Annotated in this window: 21 protein-coding genes; 15 read left to right on the forward strand and 6 right to left on the reverse strand. The window is 58.4% G+C overall.

What is annotated here, in order from left to right; translation table 11 throughout:
- Nucleotides 1-158 precede the first annotated feature (158 nt).
- The gene (locus D8780_RS04065; RefSeq protein ID WP_158598437.1) at nt 159-1235 is read left to right on the forward strand and encodes an AI-2E family transporter; all 1077 of its coding nucleotides are present in this window, start codon (nt 159-161) and stop codon (nt 1233-1235) included.
- Between the two features lie 88 nt (nt 1236-1323).
- Complete coding sequence (locus D8780_RS04070) at nt 1324-1554, forward strand: NINE protein (protein WP_121644471.1); 231 nt, start codon at nt 1324-1326, stop codon at nt 1552-1554.
- Between the two features lie 72 nt (nt 1555-1626).
- Here the strand turns inward: D8780_RS04070 and D8780_RS04075 are convergent, their stop codons facing one another.
- Nucleotides 1627-2382 carry a L,D-transpeptidase gene (locus D8780_RS04075; protein WP_121644472.1) on the reverse strand — a complete coding sequence of 252 codons (756 nt, stop codon included), beginning with the start codon at nt 2380-2382 and terminating at the stop codon, nt 1627-1629.
- Nucleotides 2383-2662: 280 nt separating this feature from the next.
- Between D8780_RS04075 and D8780_RS04080 the strand changes: the two genes are divergently transcribed.
- A complete protein-coding gene (locus tag D8780_RS04080; protein ID WP_121644473.1) occupies nt 2663-3265 on the forward strand; it encodes a superoxide dismutase in 603 nt (200 codons plus the stop codon).
- A gap of 54 nt (nt 3266-3319) precedes the next feature.
- On the opposite strand, the gene D8780_RS04085 is transcribed toward D8780_RS04080, so the two are convergent.
- On the reverse strand, nt 3320-4417 hold the full coding sequence (locus D8780_RS04085; protein WP_121644474.1) for a DUF1176 domain-containing protein: 1098 nt from the start codon (nt 4415-4417) through the stop codon (nt 3320-3322).
- A 156-nt stretch (nt 4418-4573) separates the two neighbouring features.
- Here D8780_RS04085 and D8780_RS04090 point away from each other — a divergent pair, with 156 nt between their 5' ends.
- On the forward strand, nt 4574-5947 hold the full coding sequence (locus D8780_RS04090) for a cytochrome b/b6 domain-containing protein (RefSeq protein WP_121644475.1): 1374 nt from the start codon (nt 4574-4576) through the stop codon (nt 5945-5947).
- 92 nt (nt 5948-6039) lie between these two features.
- Here D8780_RS04090 and D8780_RS04095 read toward each other — a convergent pair whose 3' ends face one another.
- Complete coding sequence (locus tag D8780_RS04095) at nt 6040-6624, reverse strand: YceI family protein (protein WP_121644476.1); 585 nt, start codon at nt 6622-6624, stop codon at nt 6040-6042.
- Between the two features lie 268 nt (nt 6625-6892).
- On the opposite strand from D8780_RS04095, the gene D8780_RS04100 reads away from it, so the two are divergent.
- Complete coding sequence (locus tag D8780_RS04100; protein WP_121644477.1) at nt 6893-7648, forward strand: sulfite exporter TauE/SafE family protein; 756 nt, start codon at nt 6893-6895, stop codon at nt 7646-7648.
- 3 nt (nt 7649-7651) lie between these two features.
- Here D8780_RS04100 and D8780_RS04105 read toward each other — a convergent pair whose 3' ends face one another.
- Nucleotides 7652-9775 carry a S9 family peptidase gene (locus tag D8780_RS04105; RefSeq protein ID WP_425373642.1) on the reverse strand — a complete coding sequence of 708 codons (2124 nt, stop codon included), beginning with the start codon at nt 9773-9775 and terminating at the stop codon, nt 7652-7654.
- Nucleotides 9776-9949: 174 nt separating this feature from the next.
- Between D8780_RS04105 and D8780_RS04110 the strand changes: the two genes are divergently transcribed.
- Nucleotides 9950-10579, forward strand: coding sequence for a glutathione S-transferase family protein (locus D8780_RS04110; RefSeq protein ID WP_199699622.1), 630 nt, complete (start codon nt 9950-9952; stop codon nt 10577-10579).
- Between the two features lie 149 nt (nt 10580-10728).
- Here the strand turns inward: D8780_RS04110 and msrB are convergent, their stop codons facing one another.
- Nucleotides 10729-11139, reverse strand: a complete 411-nt coding sequence (gene msrB, locus D8780_RS04115) for a peptide-methionine (R)-S-oxide reductase MsrB (RefSeq protein WP_121644479.1) — start codon at nt 11137-11139, stop codon at nt 10729-10731.
- Nucleotides 11140-11316: 177 nt separating this feature from the next.
- On the opposite strand from msrB, the gene D8780_RS04120 reads away from it, so the two are divergent.
- From D8780_RS04120 to D8780_RS04160, 9 genes are all read left to right on the forward strand, one after another.
- Nucleotides 11317-13653 carry a putative monovalent cation/H+ antiporter subunit A gene (locus tag D8780_RS04120; protein ID WP_121644480.1) on the forward strand — a complete coding sequence of 779 codons (2337 nt, stop codon included), beginning with the start codon at nt 11317-11319 and terminating at the stop codon, nt 13651-13653.
- Nucleotides 13653-14072: a Na+/H+ antiporter subunit B gene (locus D8780_RS04125; RefSeq protein WP_121644481.1), complete on the forward strand. Its 420-nt coding sequence runs from the start codon at nt 13653-13655 to the stop codon at nt 14070-14072. Before D8780_RS04120 ends, D8780_RS04125 begins: the two co-directional genes overlap by 1 nt.
- Complete coding sequence (locus tag D8780_RS04130; protein ID WP_121644482.1) at nt 14072-14449, forward strand: Na+/H+ antiporter subunit C; 378 nt, start codon at nt 14072-14074, stop codon at nt 14447-14449. Before D8780_RS04125 ends, D8780_RS04130 begins: the two co-directional genes overlap by 1 nt.
- Nucleotides 14450-14452: 3 nt before the next feature.
- Complete coding sequence (locus D8780_RS04135) at nt 14453-16012, forward strand: Na+/H+ antiporter subunit D (RefSeq protein WP_121644483.1); 1560 nt, start codon at nt 14453-14455, stop codon at nt 16010-16012.
- A 3-nt stretch (nt 16013-16015) separates the two neighbouring features.
- Nucleotides 16016-16489, forward strand: a complete 474-nt coding sequence (locus D8780_RS04140) for a Na+/H+ antiporter subunit E (RefSeq protein WP_121644484.1) — start codon at nt 16016-16018, stop codon at nt 16487-16489.
- Nucleotides 16486-16818 carry a cation:proton antiporter gene (locus D8780_RS04145; protein WP_121644485.1) on the forward strand — a complete coding sequence of 111 codons (333 nt, stop codon included), beginning with the start codon at nt 16486-16488 and terminating at the stop codon, nt 16816-16818. Before D8780_RS04140 ends, D8780_RS04145 begins: the two co-directional genes overlap by 4 nt.
- Complete coding sequence (gene mnhG, locus D8780_RS04150; protein WP_121644486.1) at nt 16815-17174, forward strand: monovalent cation/H(+) antiporter subunit G; 360 nt, start codon at nt 16815-16817, stop codon at nt 17172-17174. Before D8780_RS04145 ends, mnhG begins: the two co-directional genes overlap by 4 nt.
- Nucleotides 17175-17365: 191 nt before the next feature.
- Nucleotides 17366-17791 (forward strand): Ros/MucR family transcriptional regulator, encoded by a 426-nt coding sequence (locus D8780_RS04155; protein ID WP_121644487.1) that lies wholly within the window; start codon nt 17366-17368, stop codon nt 17789-17791.
- A gap of 161 nt (nt 17792-17952) precedes the next feature.
- A complete protein-coding gene (locus tag D8780_RS04160) occupies nt 17953-18375 on the forward strand; it encodes a helix-turn-helix domain-containing protein (protein ID WP_245412255.1) in 423 nt (140 codons plus the stop codon).
- Nucleotides 18376-18421: 46 nt separating this feature from the next.
- On the opposite strand, the gene D8780_RS04165 is transcribed toward D8780_RS04160, so the two are convergent.
- Nucleotides 18422-18859 (reverse strand): SufE family protein, encoded by a 438-nt coding sequence (locus D8780_RS04165; protein WP_121644488.1) that lies wholly within the window; start codon nt 18857-18859, stop codon nt 18422-18424.
- Between the last annotated feature and the right edge of the window lie 220 nt (nt 18860-19079).

The raw sequence follows: 19079 nt of genomic DNA on the forward strand, positions 1-19079 counted from the left end.
AGAGGCCGTCGCCTCAGTGAGCTTTGAATCACGTCTTCAAGAACCTTTTGGTAGTGCTTCCGACGAGCGCGGCGTCTTCAGGGGCTTCATTACAATTTTGCAAGGAACGCCTCCATCCAAGGAGCGTTCGCCTTCCGGATGATCCAACGGGGGGCGTCTTGGCCGTTTCTGAAAATAACGCGGACAGCATCCGCAATCGCCTTCTGGCGTTCATAGCCGTCATCCTGGGGGTGACGGCTTTGCGCTATGGATATTCCTTTCTGATGCCGGCCTTTGTGGCCGCATTCATCATCGCGGCGGCATGGCCTCTGCGAGACTGGTTCTGCGAGCGCTTGCCCTCGACGGTTCTCGCCTATGCGGCGACCATATTGACCCTGTTCCTCCTGATGCTGGCCTTCTTCGGCATCGTCTTCTTCTCGCTCGGGCGCGTGGCGATGTCGCTTGCCGACAATCAGGAGAGTTTCCGGACGCTCTATGATCGCCTGATGGAGTATGCCAACGCGCACAACATTCCGGTGCCGTTCCTCTCGGACGATGAATCGAGCGGGTATGATCGCCTGGCAACCATGGCCCGGTCCTTCCTTGCGGCGCTCTACGCGGTCGTCACCTATCTCGGGCTGATCTCCGTCATCGTCATTCTCGGTTTTCCGGAAGTGCCTGCCCTGGCGAGACGGGTCAGCCAGCAATACCGCGAGGGACGCGAGGAACTGTTCGAAACGGCCGCCGCCATCGCCTCGTCGTTCCGCAGCTATCTTTTGATGACGCTTATCGCCAGTTTGATCACGGGCGTCTGCTCGACCCTGCTCTCCTTCGCCTTCGGCCTCGAACTGGCGCTCACATGGGGTGTTCTCAACTTCATGCTGAACTTCGTGCCCGTAGTCGGCAATATTATCGGTATTATCCCGCCGGCACTCTATGCCGTTGTCCAGTTCGGCGGATGGCAGATGCCGCTCGCCATCTTTGTCGCATTCGGCTTGATGCAGATCATCATCAGCAATTTCGCCTACCCATGGCTGCAGAGCAAAGGCGTATCGCTGCCCGCCGTTATCATCGTGCTGTCTCTGCTGTTCTGGAGCTGGTGCTGGGGCATGGTCGGCTCGCTCTTCGCGGTCCCGCTGACGACAATGTCCCTCATCATCCTGTGGCACTTCGATGCATCGCGCCGTGAAGCGCGCATCGTCTCCGGCGACAAGATCGATGAGGAAGCGCAGAACAAAAAGGGCGAGCAGGATTAGATTGAAGGGGCGATCCTTTTGCCTACAGGCGCGATCGTTCCCATATGTGAATGATCGATCGAAAGTATTTTACGAAGGAGTTTTTTGAATGAAGTCGACCGGTGTTGCCTATCTTCTGCTTGCCCTGGGCCTTCTTCTGGTCTGCGGCCTGCACCGTTTTTATGTCGGTAAATGGAAGACCGGCTTGCTGTGGCTCCTGACCGGTGGACTTCTCGGTATCGGTCAGATCATCGATATCTTTCTGGTGCCCGGCATGGTGCGCCAGGCCAATGCGGACAATCGCCTCAGCCATCAGGGCTACGATCAGTTGAACGGCTGATCGAACACGCAAATTGAAAAAAGGCCGGATGCGAAAGCACCCGGCCTTTAAACACTATCAGATCGCGAGAAATCAGACTGTAGGGGCAGCCAGTCCCGACGTGACGAGAATGGGCGTGCCGTTCGGAACCTGATCGTAAAGATGAATGATGTCCTGATTCATCAAACGTACACAGCCGGATGACACGTTCTTTCCAATCGAGCGCCACTCGGGCGAACCATGCAGGCGGTACAGCGTGTCCTGACCGTCCTTGAAAATATAGAGCGCCCGTGCGCCGAGCGGGTTGGTCAATCCCGGCTCCATGCCACCATTATCGGCACTATACTTTGCCAGTTCAGGCTGCCTTGCGATCATCTCATCGGGCGGCGTCCAGGTCGGCCACTTCTTCTTCCACTGCATGACGGCCCGACCGGACCAGGCGAAACCCTCGCGGCCCAAGCCGACGCCATAACGCCATGCCATGCCATCGGGACGCGTGAAATAGACGAAGTGGTTGTCAGTATCGACAATCAGCTTGTTCGGCCCTTCGCCGGTCGTATTCGGTACATAGCTGCGCAGATAGCGGCGGTCGATCTGCTGCCATGGAATGGCGGGAAGGACATATCCTTCATCGATTGTCGACGCATAGGCCGATGCGTAATCCACACGCGAGGAGCCGCCGAACTGTCTCGCACGGCTGACAATACGGTCACTGAAGGAGGTCCGAGCGCCTCCCTGTCCGCTGGTGGAGCAACCGGCCAAGCCCAAAGCTGCCCCGGATGCCAGCAATCCACCAAGGACGGCACGCCGGGAGCGGTCCTCAGCGTTTTTATCTTTATTTTTTAGCATGATTCCCCACGCACATAACTTGATCCCGCGATGTAGTTCCAAAACCTAACGCTCGGCTAGCGCGTCCGTTCCCGCTCTCGCCACATCTCGCGCGCTGTGGCTCTTTTGTTACAGCTCTTTTCTCTTGGCTGGTACCTTGCGGGCTCTAGATCGGTTGGCGAGCCGCCGGGATTATCCGAGTGGAAATGCAGTGAACGAAATCGCACCCTCGACCGTTAACGAGGGGAGTGCACTGCCTCCGGGCGGTGACATTAGACAATTGCTAATGAAGGAGACAATTATGGCTTTTTCCCTACCCGATCTGCCTTATGCTTACGATGCGTTGAGCCCTCATATGAGTGCAGAGACGCTCGAGTTTCACCACGACAAGCACCACAACTCCTACCTTGAGACGATGAACGATCTCATCAAGGGAACGGAATACGAGTCGATGGAACTCGAGGAAATCGTCAAGAAGAGCCACAAGGAAAACCAGAAGCTCTTCAACCAGTCCGCACAGTTCTACAACCACCTGCATTTTTGGAACTGGATGAAGCCGAATGGCGGCGGCAAGAATCTGCCGGCGAAGCTTCAGGAAGCCATCGAGAGCGATCTTGGCGGTTACGACAAATTCCGCGAGGATTTCATCAATGCGGGCAAGACGCAGTTCGGCTCCGGCTGGGCTTGGCTTTTCGTCAAGGACGGCAAGCTTGCCATTGATAACGGCCTGAACGGCGAGAATCCGCTGGTCATGGGCGGTACGCCCATTCTCGGTGTCGATGTGTGGGAGCACTCCTACTACATCGATTACCGCAATGCCCGCCCGAAATATCTCGAGGCGTTCGTCGATAATCTGATCAACTGGGACTACGTGCTGGAACGCTACGAAGCCGCAACAAGCTGATCCTTGTAAACGTCGATCGAAACGACCCCGCCGGCCTCGGGCTGGCGGGGTTCTTTATTGCGCGCTACGAGCTGCTGCATCTGGCGGAAACACTGTGATGGTCTCCTGCTCGCCATCAAAGCTTGGATCCACGGCAAATTCCGAGAGGGTGAACCCACGACCGTTCCACTTGTAGGTGGCGGTGGAGAGGGCATCACCAAAACCGCGCCACTTCGCATAGGTCGTTATCGCTTCGGCCTGCGCGTTCCACGAAGCGTTTATCAACTGGTCGGTCGTGGTCCAGCCGGTGACGTCGATGCGTTCCACCGGACCGTCCACGCCTTGTTCCGGGCTCGGCCCGAGATCGTAGTCGACCTCCGCTTCGGCAAAGCTGTGGCTGATCGTATAGGAGGCCTCGCTCGACGACAGCCATTTGGTCATCATGTTGTAAGCGCCCATCGCGCAGGTGAATGAGGCGAGGACCGTCACGGGCCCGTTGTCATCGGGGTCCGAAGATTGGGGCAGAATCGTCACGCTTTCGGGGTGCACACCGAGCGCATCGTCACATTCATCGCTGTCCCGGCGCAGAAAGCTCTGTGTGAGAGCAATCGTTTGCGCCAAGCCCTCAGGCGGGGTCTGCGGCATGGGCTCGGGGCCATATTCGGGCCGGACGGGCGAGCCGCTATCGTCGCAGTCCATCATCGCGGTCTCGTAAGCCTGATCCGAGGCGGCGATGGCTGTCCGATCGATATGCCATCCAGTGAAATCCGAGGCCTGAATCGATGGCTGGGCAAGACGCAGGCGCATGCAACCGGCGTAAACATCCTGGCTCCCGTCTTTGCCGACGGAGCGGATGGCAACGGGTATGACGGCGTAGATGGAGCCAGCGGCGCCTTCCTGTCGTGCTCCGCCTGTCGCGATTTGAACCATCGCCATCTCTTCAAAGCCAGCAGCGTAATCCTCCGGTGATGCGGCTGGGGGAATGCCGAAATAACTGTAGGCGCGGGAAAATTCGCGGCGGTTGATGGCATTATAGAGCGAAAAGATCACAGTCTGTGGCAAGGACCGGTCGTCGTAATAGGGCAGCCCGGAAATATCGGAAGACTGCGCCATAGAAGGTTCGGCCAGAGCCAAGAGAGGTAGAAAGAGCAGTCGTACATATCTCGAACTCATCGCGCGCCCATCCCCTCTTTATCGTTCACGCAGCGTACAATTTCGCGGTGAGGCGACGTGCGCAGAAAGTGCCGCAAACGTGACAGCTTGTTCACTGTTCCGTTCGGATTTCTGCGCCATAATGGGCAAAATGGCCAGCGTGAGGGAGCTTAAAGAATGCGGGTCTTGAATACGGTCGAGCGTTACGGCGCGGTGGCCGCCCTTTTCCATTGGGCTATTGCCACACTCATTCTCGTGCTGCTGCCGCTCGGCATATATATGCATGAACTGCCCCAAGGGACGGGTAGCGAAGTTTCGCAGAAAATCTGGCTCTACAGTCTTCACAAGACACTGGGTGTCAGCGTCTTCACGCTCGCGGTCCTCCGTGTGATCTGGGCTGCATTCAATCGCCGGCCCGCGCCTATTCACGCTGAAAGGCGGGTCGAGACGTTTCTGGCCGAAGCCGTGCACTGGGCTCTCTACGGCGCCATACTGGCGACGCCCCTTGCAGGTTGGATTTATCACGCAGCAACGCAGGGTTTTGCACCTATCTGGTGGCCATTCAGTCAGGAGCTTCCTTTCGTGCCCGAAAATGACCGGGCTTTCGCCGGTTGGTTCAAGAGACTCCATGCCGGTCTTGCGATCACGATGATTGGCCTTGTGGCTCTGCACGTCCTTGGGGCGTTCAAACATGTGCTTGTCGATCGTGACGGCACGCTTGCCAGAATGGTTCCCGGTTGGCGCATCGGCAACGAGAGTGCGGCACGCGCCCGTTTGGCTGCCGAAGCCGGCCATCACCATGCTCCGGCATTCATTGTAGGTCTGATCGTTCTCGCAGTCGCCGCTTCTGTGATTGCTTTCGCCGAGAGTGCGGAAGGAGGGCGCAAACCGGATGAGGCCGCGGTCGCCGTCTCCGACAGTCAATCTCCTGATGCCGCTTCGCAAGGCAATACGCAGTCGGAAAACGGATCCATGGTAGCGACGGATGCAGCGTCTTCCGCAGATGCTGTGGAAGAGACGTCGGGAGAGCCTGGTAATGCTTCTGATGCCAGCGCCGGTGGGGCGCCGCTCTGGGCCGTGGACCAGCAGGCGAGCGAACTCGGCATCACAGTGGCTCAGAACGGCTCGCCTACCGAGGGAACGTTCGAACAGTGGAATGCCGAGATCCGGTTCGATCCGGAGGCCTTGGATCAGTCATCCGTTCGCGTGGAAGTTGAGGTCGGCAGCCTTTCCATTGGCGATGTAAGCGATACGGCGAAGAGCCTTCTGCAGGCGCAGGAGCAGCCTGTCGCCGTTTGGAGCGCCGATCAGTTCCGGCAGACCGGCGATAACGCCTATGAGGCCGAGGGGACGCTCGAACTTGCTGGACAGAGTGCGCCGCTGACGCTGCCTTTCACGCTGAACATCGATGGCGATACCGCCGAAATGCAGTCTGAAACAACGATCCAGCGCCTCGACTGGGGCGTCGGCGCCAATGACTATCCTGAAGGGGACACAGTCGGATTGGATGTGACACTGCGCATCAATGTGAGCGCGACACGTCAGGAGTGATGACGGTAACGCACCCATAAAAGACGGGAACGAAGAAGCCCCGCCGGCGCGAACCGGCGGGGCTTCTTTTATAGTCTCGATAAAGACGAAGCTTATTCGCCTTCGGCAGCCTTTGCCTCGACCGAAATCCGCAGGTCGACTTCGTCGGAGACGTTCGGAGCAAACTTGCCCATGTCCCATTCGCTGCGGTTGATGGTGGTCGTTGCGTTGAAGCCAAGCGCCTTGCCGCCGCCCATCGGATAGTCACCCGAATTGTTCAGCGTCGTCTCCAGGGTGACAGGCTTGGTCACACCATTGAGGGTCAGGTCGCCGGTAATGTTGGCGGTATTGTCGCCGGTGGTCTCAATGCTCGTCGATTCGAAGGTGATCGCCGGGTTCGCCTCGGCGCCGAAGAAGTCCTCGCCCTTCAGGTGTTCGGCACGCTCTTCCCAGCCGGTAAGAAGCGAAGAAGCAGGGATTTCAACGGAGACGGAAGAGTTTTCCGGGCTTTCTTCGTCGAACATGATCTCGCCTTCGAAGCCACTGAACATGCCGGTGGTTTCGGAATAGCCAAGATGATTCCAGGTGAACACGACCTGGCTGTGGCTCGCATCGAGTTCGTATCGGACAGGCTCGGCGAAAGCGCTGGTCGAGAGCAGGGCTGAAGCGGCAAGGCCGAGACTAAAAGCACGTAGCATTGAGACATTCTCCTCAATTGTTGAACGGGGATCGGGGGATAAACTGATTGGGGTTTTTGTTGACCAATTTCCTCCGCAGATTTTCCATCCTGCAGAATCCGGTTGGTCCCATGAGATTATGTCACTAATTGTTCACTGCAACTGTCGATCAGATGACAATGCGTTCACAATCGCGCAGAAAATCGATCCATTAAATCGACAGGGTCTCTTGCCCGCAGAAGTTTCAAGCGTTTAACAGCGCGTTGGAAGAGGGAAGGGAGGATGATCGGTGGGTGCGTTGGAAATCGGACTTCTGTTCGTTGCCGGGTTTCTGTCCGGTGCGATCAACGCCGTCGCGGGCGGCGGCACCTTCATCTCGTTTGGAGCATTATCGCTGCTCGGCGTACCGCCGATCTCCGCCAATGCAACGTCGTCCATCGCCCAACTGCCGGGTTATGTGACCTCCACGCTGGCTTACTGGTCATCGATCCGAAAGGTGCTCGGCAGCGCACTTCTGCTAGCCCTTGTTTCGATCATCGGCGCGTTGGGCGGATCGCTCTTTCTTCTCTGGCTGTCCAATGACCGCTTTGCAGCACTGGTTCCCTGGTTGCTGCTGGCCGCAACCGCTCTCTTCGCCGCCGGACCCTGGCTTAAACCGGTACCGGCGAAGCCTGGCGAAGAGCAGATGTCCAATAGGTTCGCCAGCACTGCGGTCCAGTTCGTCACCTCGATTTATGGCGGCTTCTTCGGCGCCGGCATGGGTATCATGATGCTGGCGACGCTGGGGCTGACGGAAGGCGGTGATTATCATCGCCTCAATGCACTGAAAAACCTGCTTTCCAACGTGATCGCGATTGTCGCGATCGTCGTGTTCGTCTCGGGCGGCGTGATCTCTTGGCCGGGCGCACTGGCCATGATCCCGGGCGTCGCGCTCGGCGGCTATAGCGGCGTCTGGGCCGCCAAGCGCGTGCCGCAAACGGCCGTCCGCCTCTTCGTTATCGCGGTCGGCCTGTTCCTCGCCGGCTATTATTTCTGGAAGGGATAGGCGTTAGCGCGATATCTCCGCATCGGTCTTTCCGGCCACCTTCAGTGCAAAGGCGTAGGAAAACGCAACCTCTTCAAGCCGCGAGAAGCGGCCGGACGCGCCAGCATGGCCCGCATCCATATTGATCTTGAACAGGACCGGCGCGCCGGACGTCGAATATTCACGCAGTTTCGCGACCCATTTGGCCGGCTCCCAATAGGTGACGCGCGGGTCGGTCAGCCCGGCTAAGGCCAGAATCGGCGGGTAGGGGAGGGCCGCGACATTGTCGACAGGCGAATAGGCGGCAATCGTGCGGTAGTCGTCTTCGCTCTCGATCGGATTGCCCCATTCCGGCCATTCCGGCGGAGTGAGCGGCAAGGTATCGTCCAGCATGGTCGTCAAGACGTCGACGAAGGGCACCTCAGCGATAATGCCGCCAAAGCTCTCGGGCGCCATATTCGCGACAGCGCCCATCAGCATGCCACCAGCCGAACCGCCCTGCGCGATGATGCGGTCATGGCTGGTAAATTCGTGACTGACGAGATGCGCGGCGGCGGCGATGAAGTCGTGGAATGTGTTGGTTTTTCTGCCACGCTTGCCGGTCTCGTACCAGTCCCAGCCCTTGTCCTTGCCGCCGCGGATATGGGCGATGGCATAGATGAAACCGCGATCCACCAGGCTGAAGGCGTTTGTGTTGAAGCTGGCCGGGATGGAGATGCCGTAAGAACCGTAGCCGTAGAGAAGGCACGGCGCAGAGCCGTCGAGTGGCGTATCCTTATGATAGAGGATTGAGACCGGGACCATCTCGCCATCATGACTGCGGGCCTGCAACCGGCGCGTGACATATTGCGAAGCGTCGTGGCCTGACGGCACGTCCTGTTCCTTCAGCAGGCGGCGCTCCCGAGTGACCATATCGTATTCGTAGAGTTGGCTGGGCGTCGTCATCGACGAATAGGAAAAGCGGATCTTCGTCGTGTCATATTCCAGCGAGCCACCGAGGCCCAGCGAATAGGCCTCTTCGTCGAATGCGATTTCATGCTCCTCGCCGGACTTGCGATCTCGGATAACGATGCGCGGCAGCCCGTCCTGCTTTTCCAGCCGGACAAGATGGCCGGCAAAGGACGCGATGGAGAGGATGAGTCGTCCCGCCTCGTGCGGCACGATTTCGCGCCAATTGGCCTTGGACGGATCGGCAACAGCCGCTTCCATCACCTTGAAATCCTTTGCGCCGTCGGCGTTGGTGAGGATGAAGAAAACATCGCCGCCTTCCTCGAGCTCGTACTGCAGGCCTTCCTCGCGGGGATGGACAATCTTTGGCGTGAGATCCGAGAGGTCGGCGGGCAGAAGGCGGAATTCGGTCGTCTCATGGTCGTGGACCGAGATCATGATCCAGTCGTTGAGCCGGGTGCCGCCGACGCTCATGAACATCCCGTCATCGGTTTCGGTATAGATCGAGACATCTTCGGAGGCGGGTTCGCCGAGCTGGTGAAGGAGAATCTCCTTGGGACGATGGTTCTCGTCGAGCCTGGTGTAGAAGAAGGCGTCGGAATTCGCCGCCCATGTTCCCGAGCCGCCCGTATTGGTGATGCGGTCGGAATCATTGGACTGCTCGGCCGAGCGGACGACCAGCGTATAAAATTCGGAGCCCTTGGCATCGTGGCCCCAGAGAACACGCCGGTGATTGGGTGAGTGGTCGACCGATCCAAGCCGGAAATACGCTTTTCCCTCGGCTTCGGCGTCACCATCCAGAAGGACGACTTCTTCGCCACCATCGCGCGGGGTGCGGATGAATTTCGGATGTTCTCCGCCCAGAACATATTTGGTGCCATAGGCATAAGGCCCATCGGGAATCGGAACCGAGGAATCGTCCTCCTTGATCCGGCCCTTCATTTCGGAAAAGAGCGTTTTCCGCAGCTCTTCGGTGTCCGCCATCAGCGCGGCGGCATAAGCGTTTTCGGCTTCCAGATGCGTACGGATCGCGGGGTCGAGCAAGCTGGGATCGTGGAACATGTCCTGCCAGTTTTCCGCGCGCAGCCAGGCATAATCGTCGCTACGGGCGATCGCATGCCGGGTCTCCTCGAAGGCCACTTTTTTCGCGACCGGCGGTGCTGCATTTTCGGATGAGGAAGCAAATTTGGAACTGGTCATCATAGCGTCTTCGGTTGGCTCGATCATGGCTCTCATGTGCGGTGTTTCGCCTTGCGCGACAAGGGCCCGAATTGTCTGCATGACGGAGATGAGAGCATCATTCTGCCCGATAGCAGCCGGCTTTGACCTCGGCGCGAACCACTCGTAACCTCTTCTTTTGTCCGTGGAGGCCGGATCATGGCGAAACTTGTCTTCTATACAAATCCGATGAGCCGCGGGCAGATCGCGCGCTGGATGCTGGAGGAGGTCGGCGCCGATTATGACGAGCAGTTGCTGGTCTATGGCCCCGAGGGCATGGCTGCCGAAAATTATCGGAAAATCAATCCGATGGCCAAGGTGCCGGCTATCGTTCACAATGGCCATGTCATCACGGAGGCCGCAGCGATCGGCCTTTATCTGGCGGATGTTTTTTCCGGACGCGGGCTTGGTCCGAACGATGACGAGCGCGCGGCCTATTATCGCTGGACGCTGTTTTGTGCAGGGCCTCTTGAGCAGGCGGTGACAAGCCGCGCCATGGGCTGGCAGACCCCTGATGATCCGCAAAAGCAGGGCATGCTTGGCTTCGGCAATTTCGATCGCACGATCGATACGCTGGAGCACCACCTGAGCGGCCGCCATTATGTCTGTGGTGACCGTTTCACCATGGCCGATTGCTACGTGGGCAGCCATGTGGACTGGGGCCTTGCCTTCGGTACCATCCCGGCGCGGCCAGCCTTCAAGAGCTATGTCGAGCGCTTGCGCGAGCGTTCCGCCTATCGAACGGCAAAGGCCCGCGATCAGGAACTGATCGAGCAGATGAAATAGGGCAGTTGAGGCGCGGACCGGCTATTGGAGGCCGAGAAACCGGTTCGGCACGAGGCGGTATTCGCGCGTCTCTACGTCGCGATCGAGTGGGAAAGATCGCAGCCAAAGCCTCGCCGTCTCGAGAACCGGCGGCCTCGAACGGCTGGACATCATTCGCCCTGCGGTTCGAAATCCATCGCGACGCCGTTCATGCAGTAGCGAAGGCCCGTCGGTTGCGGCCCGTCGGGAAAGACGTGGCCGAGATGGCCGTCGCACTCTGCACAGCGCACTTCGGTCCGCGTCATGAAAAGCGAGCGGTCCTTATGGGTCGTGACGGCTCCGCCCTCGATCGGCTGATAGAAGCTCGGCCAGCCGGTGCCGCTTTCATATTTGGCGTCGGAGGCAAATAGAGGCCGGCCGCAGCCCGCGCAGACAAAGGTGCCCTCTCGTTTTTCCTCATTGAGGGGGGAGGTGCCGGCGCTCTCGGTGCCATGCTTTCGCAGGACGCGAAATTCCTCGGGGGTGAGGATGTCCTTCCATTCGTCTTCGGTCCGCTCGATCGGCGGTTTGGTCTCACTCATTATCGACTCCCGTCTGTTTTCGACAATATAGGGGTTTTCAGGCGCAAAAGGAGAGGAGGGGTGGCCGAGAACGGGCGAGGAGATTGACCCTGCCCGCATCGATCTTATACGGAAAACCACCGGAGCTTCCGCGTCAGGGGGCCGGCTTGCCAAAGAGAGACGAAAGGGAATCCAGGTTTGATCGCGCTTGCGGCTCTCGCCGTTCCATTCACCGCTGCTTTGCTGGCTCCGGTCCTCGCACAGTTGGTCAGGCGATGGCTGGCGGTTCTTCTCGCAGTCTTTCCGCTCGCTCTGTTTTTGTTCTGGCTGCGTCTCGTGCCGCTCTTTGCGAGCGGGCGTGAAGAAACCATCGGCGTTTCATGGATTCCGAGTTTCGGTGTCGAGTTCTCCGTTCTGATCGACGGGCTGTCGCTCACATTCGCCTTGCTCGTCAGCGGGATCGGCACGCTGATCGTGCTGTTCGCGGGCGCTTATCTCAAAGGCGATGCGCGCCTTCCGCGCTTTCTCTGCTACCTGTTTCTGTTCATGGGCGCGATGCAGGGTCTCGTTCTGGCGAACGACCTCATCATGCTATTCGTATTCTGGGAGCTTACGTCGATCAGTTCCTTCCTTTTGATCGGCTTCGATCGGGAGCGGATGGCCTCTCGCCGCGCCGCTATCCAGGCGCTCGTCGTCACCGGCATGGGCGGTCTGTCGCTCCTCGCAGGGTTTCTGCTGATCCGTTATGCAAGCGGCGCTTCGAGCCTCTCCGAGGTTCTGGCGCTCGGTGACGGACTGCGCGAACTGCCGGTCTATATGGCTTGCTTCATTCTGGTTCTCGGCGGTGCCTTTACCAAAAGCGCGCAGTTTCCGTTCCATTTCTGGCTGCCGAACGCGATGGAGGCACCGACGCCCGTCTCGGCCTATCTGCATTCGGCAACCATGGTGAAGGCCGGCGTCTATCTTCTGATGCGCCTTCAGCCGGCGATGGGCGGTACGACGGCCTGGGAAACGGTTCTGCCGATTTTTGGCGCGATCACGCTGCTGGCCGGCACAATTCTCGGTCTCAGGCAGACCGATCTCAAACTGGTTCTGGCCTATACGACGGTCGCCTCGCTTGGCCTACTCGTCATGCTGACCGGGTTCGGCACAGAGGGAGCGCTTGCGGGCGCGGTGCTCTATCTGATCGCTCATTCGCTCTTTAAGGGTGGGCTTTTCATGGTCGCCGGCGGTATCGACCATGAAGCCGGTTCGCGCGACCTGCGCCATCTTTCCGGGCTCCGTCATGGCATGCCGCTGACCTTTGCCATTGCGCTTCTCTGCGCCCTCTCCATGGGCGGTCTGCCGCCCTTCGTTGGCTTCCTTGCCAAGGAAGAGATGTATTACGGTCTCTTCAAGGACGGCGGATGGGCAATGGCTCTTCTGGCTGCAGCGATCATCGGCAACGGCCTGATGCTGGCGCTGGGCTTCATTGTTGGTCTGCGGCCTTTTCTCGGCAAGGAAATGAAGGCGCCTAAACATGCTCATGAGGGCCCTTTCGATCTTTGGATCGGCCCTGCCATTCTGGCGTTGTGCGGCCTTGCCGCCGGTATCTTCTATCATTTCTTCCACGAAATGATTTCGATTCCGATGGCCTCGGCCGTGGCGGGCGAAAATGTCCCGATCGAGATTTCACCCATCCCGCATATTTCGGCAGCCTTCTATCTGACGCTGCTGACCATCGCGTTCGGTGTGGGTGTCTACCTGCTGCAGGACCGGTTGCGCAGCGCGATAGACCGCGCATTGGTGGCGTTGGGCTGGGGGCCCGATCGCGGTTTCGATCAGGCGATCTCCGGTCTCAGCCATCTGGCGCACCGTGTCACCTATTTCTTCCAGAACGGACGGCTGGATCTCTACATGACCACCGTCTTCTGCGTGCTGGCCTTCACGCTTCTGTTCTCTCTCGCCTTTTTCAGCGAACTGCCGGAGCTGCCGGGCTGGCCGGAGCTGGCTCTACACGAATGGACGATCCTGCTGATCATCGTGGTCGGCATCGGGACGGTCATCATGGCGCACAACCGGCTCACGGCCATCGTCTCCCTCGGCATTCAGGGGTTCGGTGTCGCCGTCCTCTTCATGTTGCAAGGCGCGCCGGACCTCTCCTTCACGCAGTTCATGGTCGAGACGCTGTCGGTCGTCATTCTTGCTCTGGTCATGACCCGGATTCCTCTTGCCAAGACCGATCATCGGTCCAATCCGGAAAAGCTGATCGATGGCGGGATCGCGCTTCTCTGCGGCGTGGGACTGGGCGGCCTTCTTCTCGCGGTAACGCAGACGCCCTTCGACGGCCGGCTCAGTGAATTCTACGAGGAGTTCTCCCGGGCTATCGCTCATGGCCGCAATATCGTGAATGTGATCATCGTCGATTTCCGCGGACTCGATACGCTGGGTGAAATCGCAGTGGTGATGGTCGCAGGACTGGCGGTGCTCGGTCTGATCCGCATCCGACGTCCACGGGTCGAGGATATCGCCACGCCAGTAGGAGACCGATCCTGATGCGCACGGTTATCTTTCGTACGGTCGCGCCGTTTCTCACGGCTCTGATGATCATCTTCTCGATCTTCATCTTGCTGCGGGGGCACAACGAACCAGGAGGCGGCTTCATTGGCGGGCTCATCGCCGCATCGGCCAACGCCGTTTATGGCATCGCCTGCGGGGTCTCGCCGGTGCGGCGCTCGCTACGTTTCCATCCGATGGCGATCGCCGGCGCAGGTCTTTTCATCGCGGCGCTCGCAGGTTGTGCGAGCCTGTTCGCAAAAGCGGGTTTTTTGACCGGCCTTTGGACGGAACTGCATCTTTTCAGTCAGAGCATCGATCTGTCGACGCCACTGTTCTTCGATATCGGGGTTTATCTGGTCGTGCTCGGTACATTCAGTTCGATCACCCTGGCACTTGAAGAAAGAGAGGTCGAATAATGGAGACCGCTCTCAGCGTTGTGGTCGGTCTTCTTTTTGCCGCCGCGATCTATCTGATGCTCTCGCTGCATACGATCCGCATTCTGCTGGGCGTGGTTCTGCTCGGAAACGCGGTCAATCTGCTTATTTTCACCGCCGGGCGCTTCCGCTCGGAGGTGCCGCCGATCATCGCGCCGGATGCCTACGCTCCCGCGGGCGATGTGGCCAATCCGCTGCCGCAGGCGCTTATTCTGACCGCCATCGTGATTTCGTTTTCCTTTTTCGTCTTTTTGCTGGTCCTCGCCTATCGCGCCTATCAGGACCTCGGCACCGACGATTCCGACAAGATGCGTCTGGCCGAACCGGTGGCGGATGACGGCCCGCCGAAGGGATATTGATCGATGGCCGCTGTCGGTGTGAATGAAATCGACCGTTCCGTTGCGATGGTCACGAAGGCGGTCAGTCTGGCCGACTGGCTGCTGATCGCTCCTGTCGCGCTGCCGATTCTCGGCGGCGCGGCGCTTTTGATGCTGAACAGACGGATTGCCTGGCACGCTCCCGTCACCATTGCCATTCTCGTCCTTATGAGCCTTGCGGATCTGGTCCTTCTATACCGGGTCTGGACCGAAGGGCCGCTGCACATGGCGATGGGCAGCTGGCTGCCGCCTTTCGGTATCGTCTTCGCGGCCGATACGCTGGGTGTTCTTTTCGCTACCATCACGGCCTTTACCGGGCTTGTCTGTGCGGTTTTCGCCACGGCGGAGGCGGATGCCACGGAATATCGCTATGGCTACTTCACCTTTTATCTCCTGATGCTGGCGGGAGTAACAGGCGCTTTCCTGACGGGCGACATCTTCAACCTTTATGTCTGGTTCGAAGTCCTGCTCATCTCCAGCTTCGGCCTGCTTGCTCTGGGCTCGAACCCGATTCAGCTCGATGGCACGTTCAAATATGCCATTCTGAACCTGATCGCGACGACGCTCTTTCTCGTATCGGTCGGTATTCTTTACGGTATCGCCGGCACGCTCAACATGGCCGATCTGGCATTGAAGGCACGCAGCGGCGAGATGTCCGGGCCGCTGATGACCTTCGGCATCCTCATGACCGTCGCCTTTCTGATGAAGGCTGCGGCTTTTCCTCTGAATGCCTGGCTTCCGGCATCGTACCATGTCCCCCGGTCCTCCTCCTCGGCGCTGTTCGCGGCTCTGCTGACCAAGGTCGGCATCTATGCGTTGCTGCGCACGCTGATCCTGCTCTTTCCGCAGCTCGGAGAGGCATTCGCGCCGGTTCTTCTCGTCGTGGCCAATGCGACGATGATTATCGGTGCTCTCGGCCTCCTCGCTTCAACGGATATACGGCGGATGGTCGGATGGGCCGTGATTTCCGGTATCGGCGTCATTCTGGTCGGGCCGGGTCTTGGCGAAAGCGCGGCTCTCGGTGGCGCGATCGCCTATGCGATGCACTCCATGATCGTAATGGCTGGGCTCTATTGTCTCGCCGGCGCGATGAGCTGGATGGCGGGAGGACAATCCCTGCAGCGGATGGGCGGTCTGGCGCTCCGTTCGCCCGCTCTTCTTTTATGCGGGCTCGGCCTTATGTTGGCCACGGCCGGGCTGCCGCCGTTTTCCGGCCTGTGGCCGAAAGCGATCCTGGTGGAAGCGGCACTATCCGATGCCGCATATACGACCGTTGTAATCGTCTTGCTCAATGGCCTCCTGACGACGATTGCCTTCGGACGCATGTTCGCCTTCGGCTTCTGGAAGCCGGCACCGGCAGCCCCCGATGAAGGGGCGGAACTTGCGCTTTTATCGAAGAAACGTCTGGTCCCTATCGCTGCGGTGGTCGTGGTATCTCTTGCTGCGGGCCTCTATCCGGAGCCCTGGCTTGCCGCGTCTCACCAAGCGGCCGCGGGCCTGCTGAATGGTGCAACCTATATCGAAACCGTATTGCCGGGAGGATAGGGCATGAATCTTCAACTCATGAACATTCTTCTGGCCCTCGCCTGGGCCGCGGTCACGGGGTCGTTCTCTCTGCCCAACCTGATCTTCGGCTTCGTGCTCGGCGCGCTGGGAATGTACTTCATCCGCGAGCAGGTGGGGTCGCTGGGTTATTTTCGCCGCCTCTACAGAGTCGGCATTCTGGCGTTGATCTTCCTGCGCGAACTGATTTTCAGCGCCTGGCGTGTGGCCGTTCTGGTTCTGTCGCCGAAGATGGATGTCAAGCCCGGTATTTTCGCCTATCCCTTGCGGGTGCGCGATGACATGCAGATATCTCTGCTTGCCAACATGATCACGCTGACGCCCGGAACGCTTTCCGTCGATGTCTCGGAGGATCGCAACACCCTTTGGGTCCATGCATTCGATTGCTCTGATCCTGATGCGGCGCGGGACGATATTGCCAGCTCTTTCGAGCGCCGGATCATGGAGGCTTTCGAATGAGTGAGTTCGGCGCCGGTTTCCTTGATCAGGCCGCTCTGATCGCCCTCTACATGCTGAGTGCATCGTTTCTGCTGACGGTTCTGCGTGTCATCATCGGCCCGACCCTGCCAGATCGGATCCTGTCTCTCGACATGCTTGTTTCGATTGTCATCGGCTTCATCGCAGTGATCGGCATTCGTTCCGGCTTTGCACTCTATGTCGATATCGCGATCGCGCTTGGCCTTGTCGGTTTCCTGGCAACGGTCGCATTTGCGAGATTTGTCATGATGCGCGGTCATGTCGGCGACGATACGAAGGCGGATGAGATCGAACAGGAGCGCACTTCATGATTGACGGCGCACTCAATATTCTCGTCGGTCTTCTTCTGCTTTCAGGCGCCTTTTTCTGCTTGGTCGCTTCTATTGGACTGCTTCGCCTTCCTGATCTCTACACACGCATGCATGCTGCTTCCAAAGCAGGTACGGTGGGGTCGGGTATGGCTCTGGTGGCGATGGCAATCCATTCTGCCAATGTCGGCGATGCGGCGCGTGCGATGGCCGGAGTGATCTTCTTCATCCTGACGGCGCCGGTTTCGGCGCATTTGCTTGCCAAGGCGGCGCACGACATGGGCTACCCGCTGTGGCGCAACTCCGTGAGAGACGACAAGAAAGCATCTGACGAAGGTAAAGACGAAAATTCGCATTAGATAAAATTTTCGTAACGTCAGTTTTGTAGAGATTCCCTCCAATGAATTGGTACGGCTTATTGGTCGCCGACTATTCGCAGGAGAATTAATTCTTACATATATTAGTTGACAACAACCGGGTGCCGTGAAACATGCACCCGCAAGACCGATTGAGGTACAATCAAAATAACGTGATTTATTGAGGCATCGAAATGGACACGCCTGAAAATAAAACGGCGCAGGACGCACAGCTCATAGACCTGACAGCCGAGGTTGTTACAGCCTATGTTGGCAACAACCCAGTCCCTGCAACCGATTTGCCGAGCCTGATCTCTGAAATTCACACCGCATTCAGCCGAATTCGCGGCGATGTGGATGCTGGTGTGGAGACGGAAAAGCCGAAGCCGGCTGTCAATCCGAAGCGCTCCGTGACGGATGATTATATCGTCTGTCTCGAAGACGGCAAGAAATTCAAGTCTTTGAAGCGGCACCTCTCGGCGCATTACAACATGACGCCTGAGCAGTATCGCGAAAAGTGGGGCCTGCCGGCTGATTATCCGATGGTCGCGCCGAACTATTCGGCCGCCCGATCGAAGCTGGCCAAAAAGACTGGCCTGGGTCGCAAGGCAAAGGGCTGAGCCCTTGTCGCAATGATTGGTCATGAGGGGCGGCGTAAGCCGCCCTTTTGCTGTGCGAGGAGCGGACTGCCCAACCACCTGTCGATATAAATGTTCTTTTTTTGTTCCACGCGCGTGGCGGTCGGTATATAAGAAAACATTCCTTGGTGAGGAGTGTTTTCATGACGGTAGCCGCGCTGCATCTGCATCGGATCGACGAAGAGATAGTGACGCGAGCTCGTGGCCGCGGCACACGGATCAGTCCTAGTGATCGCAATGCATGGGCGATGCAGCAAGGCGATGCGGTGATCGATCTGATCGCCGAGATGTTTGGCGTGGACGGTCGTGATCTTCGAAAGCCGACGCGCTGTGGTCTTCAGGTGGGACGGGTTCGCCAGGTTGCGATGTACGTCGCACACGTCACTTTGCAGTTGACGCTCACGGAAGTCGGCATGGCTTTCAATCGCGATCGCACGACGGCCACGCATGCCTGCCACAGGATCGAAGATCTTCGTGACGATCCCGAGTTCGATTCTTTGATGGATGCCGTCGAACGCACGGTCGCGCGAGCACTGCGTTACGATCGCGGTGAAATTTACGACTAGATGGGAGCTGGGAAAAGGAAGTTCGATTCTCAGGGATGGCTGTTTCTCAGCTCTCGCTGACCTTCAAAGCGGCCGCTTCCGTCTTGATCCGCTCGATCATCGCGCGAATACCATTGGCGCGCTGCGGCGTAATGTTTTCGGAAAGGCCGATTTCTTCAAGCAGAGAAACCGCATCCGTTTCGAGAATGGTGTCGACGGTCTTTCCCGAGAAGATGGAGAGAATGATCGCCACAAGCCCCTTCACGATGTGAGCATCGGAGTCGCCCCGGAATTGAAGAACAGGTCCGTCGGGCGTCGCGACTTCGTCTGTATGGAGCCAGACCTGTGAGACGCAGCCCTTCACGCGATAAGCTTCGGTCCGCCATTCATCTGGAAAATCCGGCAGGTCGCGCCCCAGTTCGATGACATATCGGTAGCGGTCCTCCCAGTCGTCGAGGAGTTCGAAATCATCACGAATGGCGGCAAAATCGGGAGCTGTATCCATATCGACGATATAGGTGATGGTGGCTGTCGCGTCACGCCTTTTCGGGGGACCTGCCGCTCATTTGGTGAAGGTCGTGAGTCGCCGCAGCCGTGATTTTGACGACTGCTACCACGATGATGGCGCAACCGTTTTCCGCCCACTTCCGCATCATGGTGAGCGAAGGGTTAATGCCAGGGAGGTCATTTATAAGTCATTGTTATATAAAAATAAATAAGAGATA

The sequence above is a fragment of the Notoacmeibacter ruber genome, assembly GCF_003668555.1.
Lineage (GTDB): Bacteria > Pseudomonadota > Alphaproteobacteria > Rhizobiales > Rhizobiaceae > Notoacmeibacter > Notoacmeibacter ruber.

What these genes read in the sequence shown, in the direction of transcription:
- D8780_RS04105 (WP_425373642.1), bottom strand. Translation starts at nt 9,775, where the DNA reads ATGACCAGTTCCAAATTTGCTTCCTCATCCGAAAATGCAGCACCGCCG.
- D8780_RS04085 (WP_121644474.1), bottom strand. Translation starts at nt 4,417, where the DNA reads ATGAGTTCGAGATATGTACGACTGCTCTTTCTACCTCTCTTGGCTCTG.
- D8780_RS04155 (WP_121644487.1), top strand. Translation starts at nt 17,366, where the DNA reads ATGGACACGCCTGAAAATAAAACGGCGCAGGACGCACAGCTCATAGAC.
- D8780_RS04130 (WP_121644482.1), top strand. Translation starts at nt 14,072, where the DNA reads ATGGAGACCGCTCTCAGCGTTGTGGTCGGTCTTCTTTTTGCCGCCGCG.
- D8780_RS04125 (WP_121644481.1), top strand. Translation starts at nt 13,653, where the DNA reads ATGCGCACGGTTATCTTTCGTACGGTCGCGCCGTTTCTCACGGCTCTG.
- D8780_RS04070 (WP_121644471.1), top strand. Translation starts at nt 1,324, where the DNA reads ATGAAGTCGACCGGTGTTGCCTATCTTCTGCTTGCCCTGGGCCTTCTT.
- D8780_RS04165 (WP_121644488.1), bottom strand. Translation starts at nt 18,859, where the DNA reads ATGGATACAGCTCCCGATTTTGCCGCCATTCGTGATGATTTCGAACTC.
- D8780_RS04140 (WP_121644484.1), top strand. Translation starts at nt 16,016, where the DNA reads ATGAATCTTCAACTCATGAACATTCTTCTGGCCCTCGCCTGGGCCGCG.
- D8780_RS04090 (WP_121644475.1), top strand. Translation starts at nt 4,574, where the DNA reads ATGCGGGTCTTGAATACGGTCGAGCGTTACGGCGCGGTGGCCGCCCTT.
- mnhG (WP_121644486.1), top strand. Translation starts at nt 16,815, where the DNA reads ATGATTGACGGCGCACTCAATATTCTCGTCGGTCTTCTTCTGCTTTCA.
- D8780_RS04075 (WP_121644472.1), bottom strand. Translation starts at nt 2,382, where the DNA reads ATGCTAAAAAATAAAGATAAAAACGCTGAGGACCGCTCCCGGCGTGCC.
- D8780_RS04095 (WP_121644476.1), bottom strand. Translation starts at nt 6,624, where the DNA reads ATGCTACGTGCTTTTAGTCTCGGCCTTGCCGCTTCAGCCCTGCTCTCG.
- D8780_RS04145 (WP_121644485.1), top strand. Translation starts at nt 16,486, where the DNA reads ATGAGTGAGTTCGGCGCCGGTTTCCTTGATCAGGCCGCTCTGATCGCC.
- D8780_RS04080 (WP_121644473.1), top strand. Translation starts at nt 2,663, where the DNA reads ATGGCTTTTTCCCTACCCGATCTGCCTTATGCTTACGATGCGTTGAGC.
- msrB (WP_121644479.1), bottom strand. Translation starts at nt 11,139, where the DNA reads ATGAGTGAGACCAAACCGCCGATCGAGCGGACCGAAGACGAATGGAAG.
- D8780_RS04160 (WP_245412255.1), top strand. Translation starts at nt 17,953, where the DNA reads ATGACGGTAGCCGCGCTGCATCTGCATCGGATCGACGAAGAGATAGTG.
- D8780_RS04135 (WP_121644483.1), top strand. Translation starts at nt 14,453, where the DNA reads ATGGCCGCTGTCGGTGTGAATGAAATCGACCGTTCCGTTGCGATGGTC.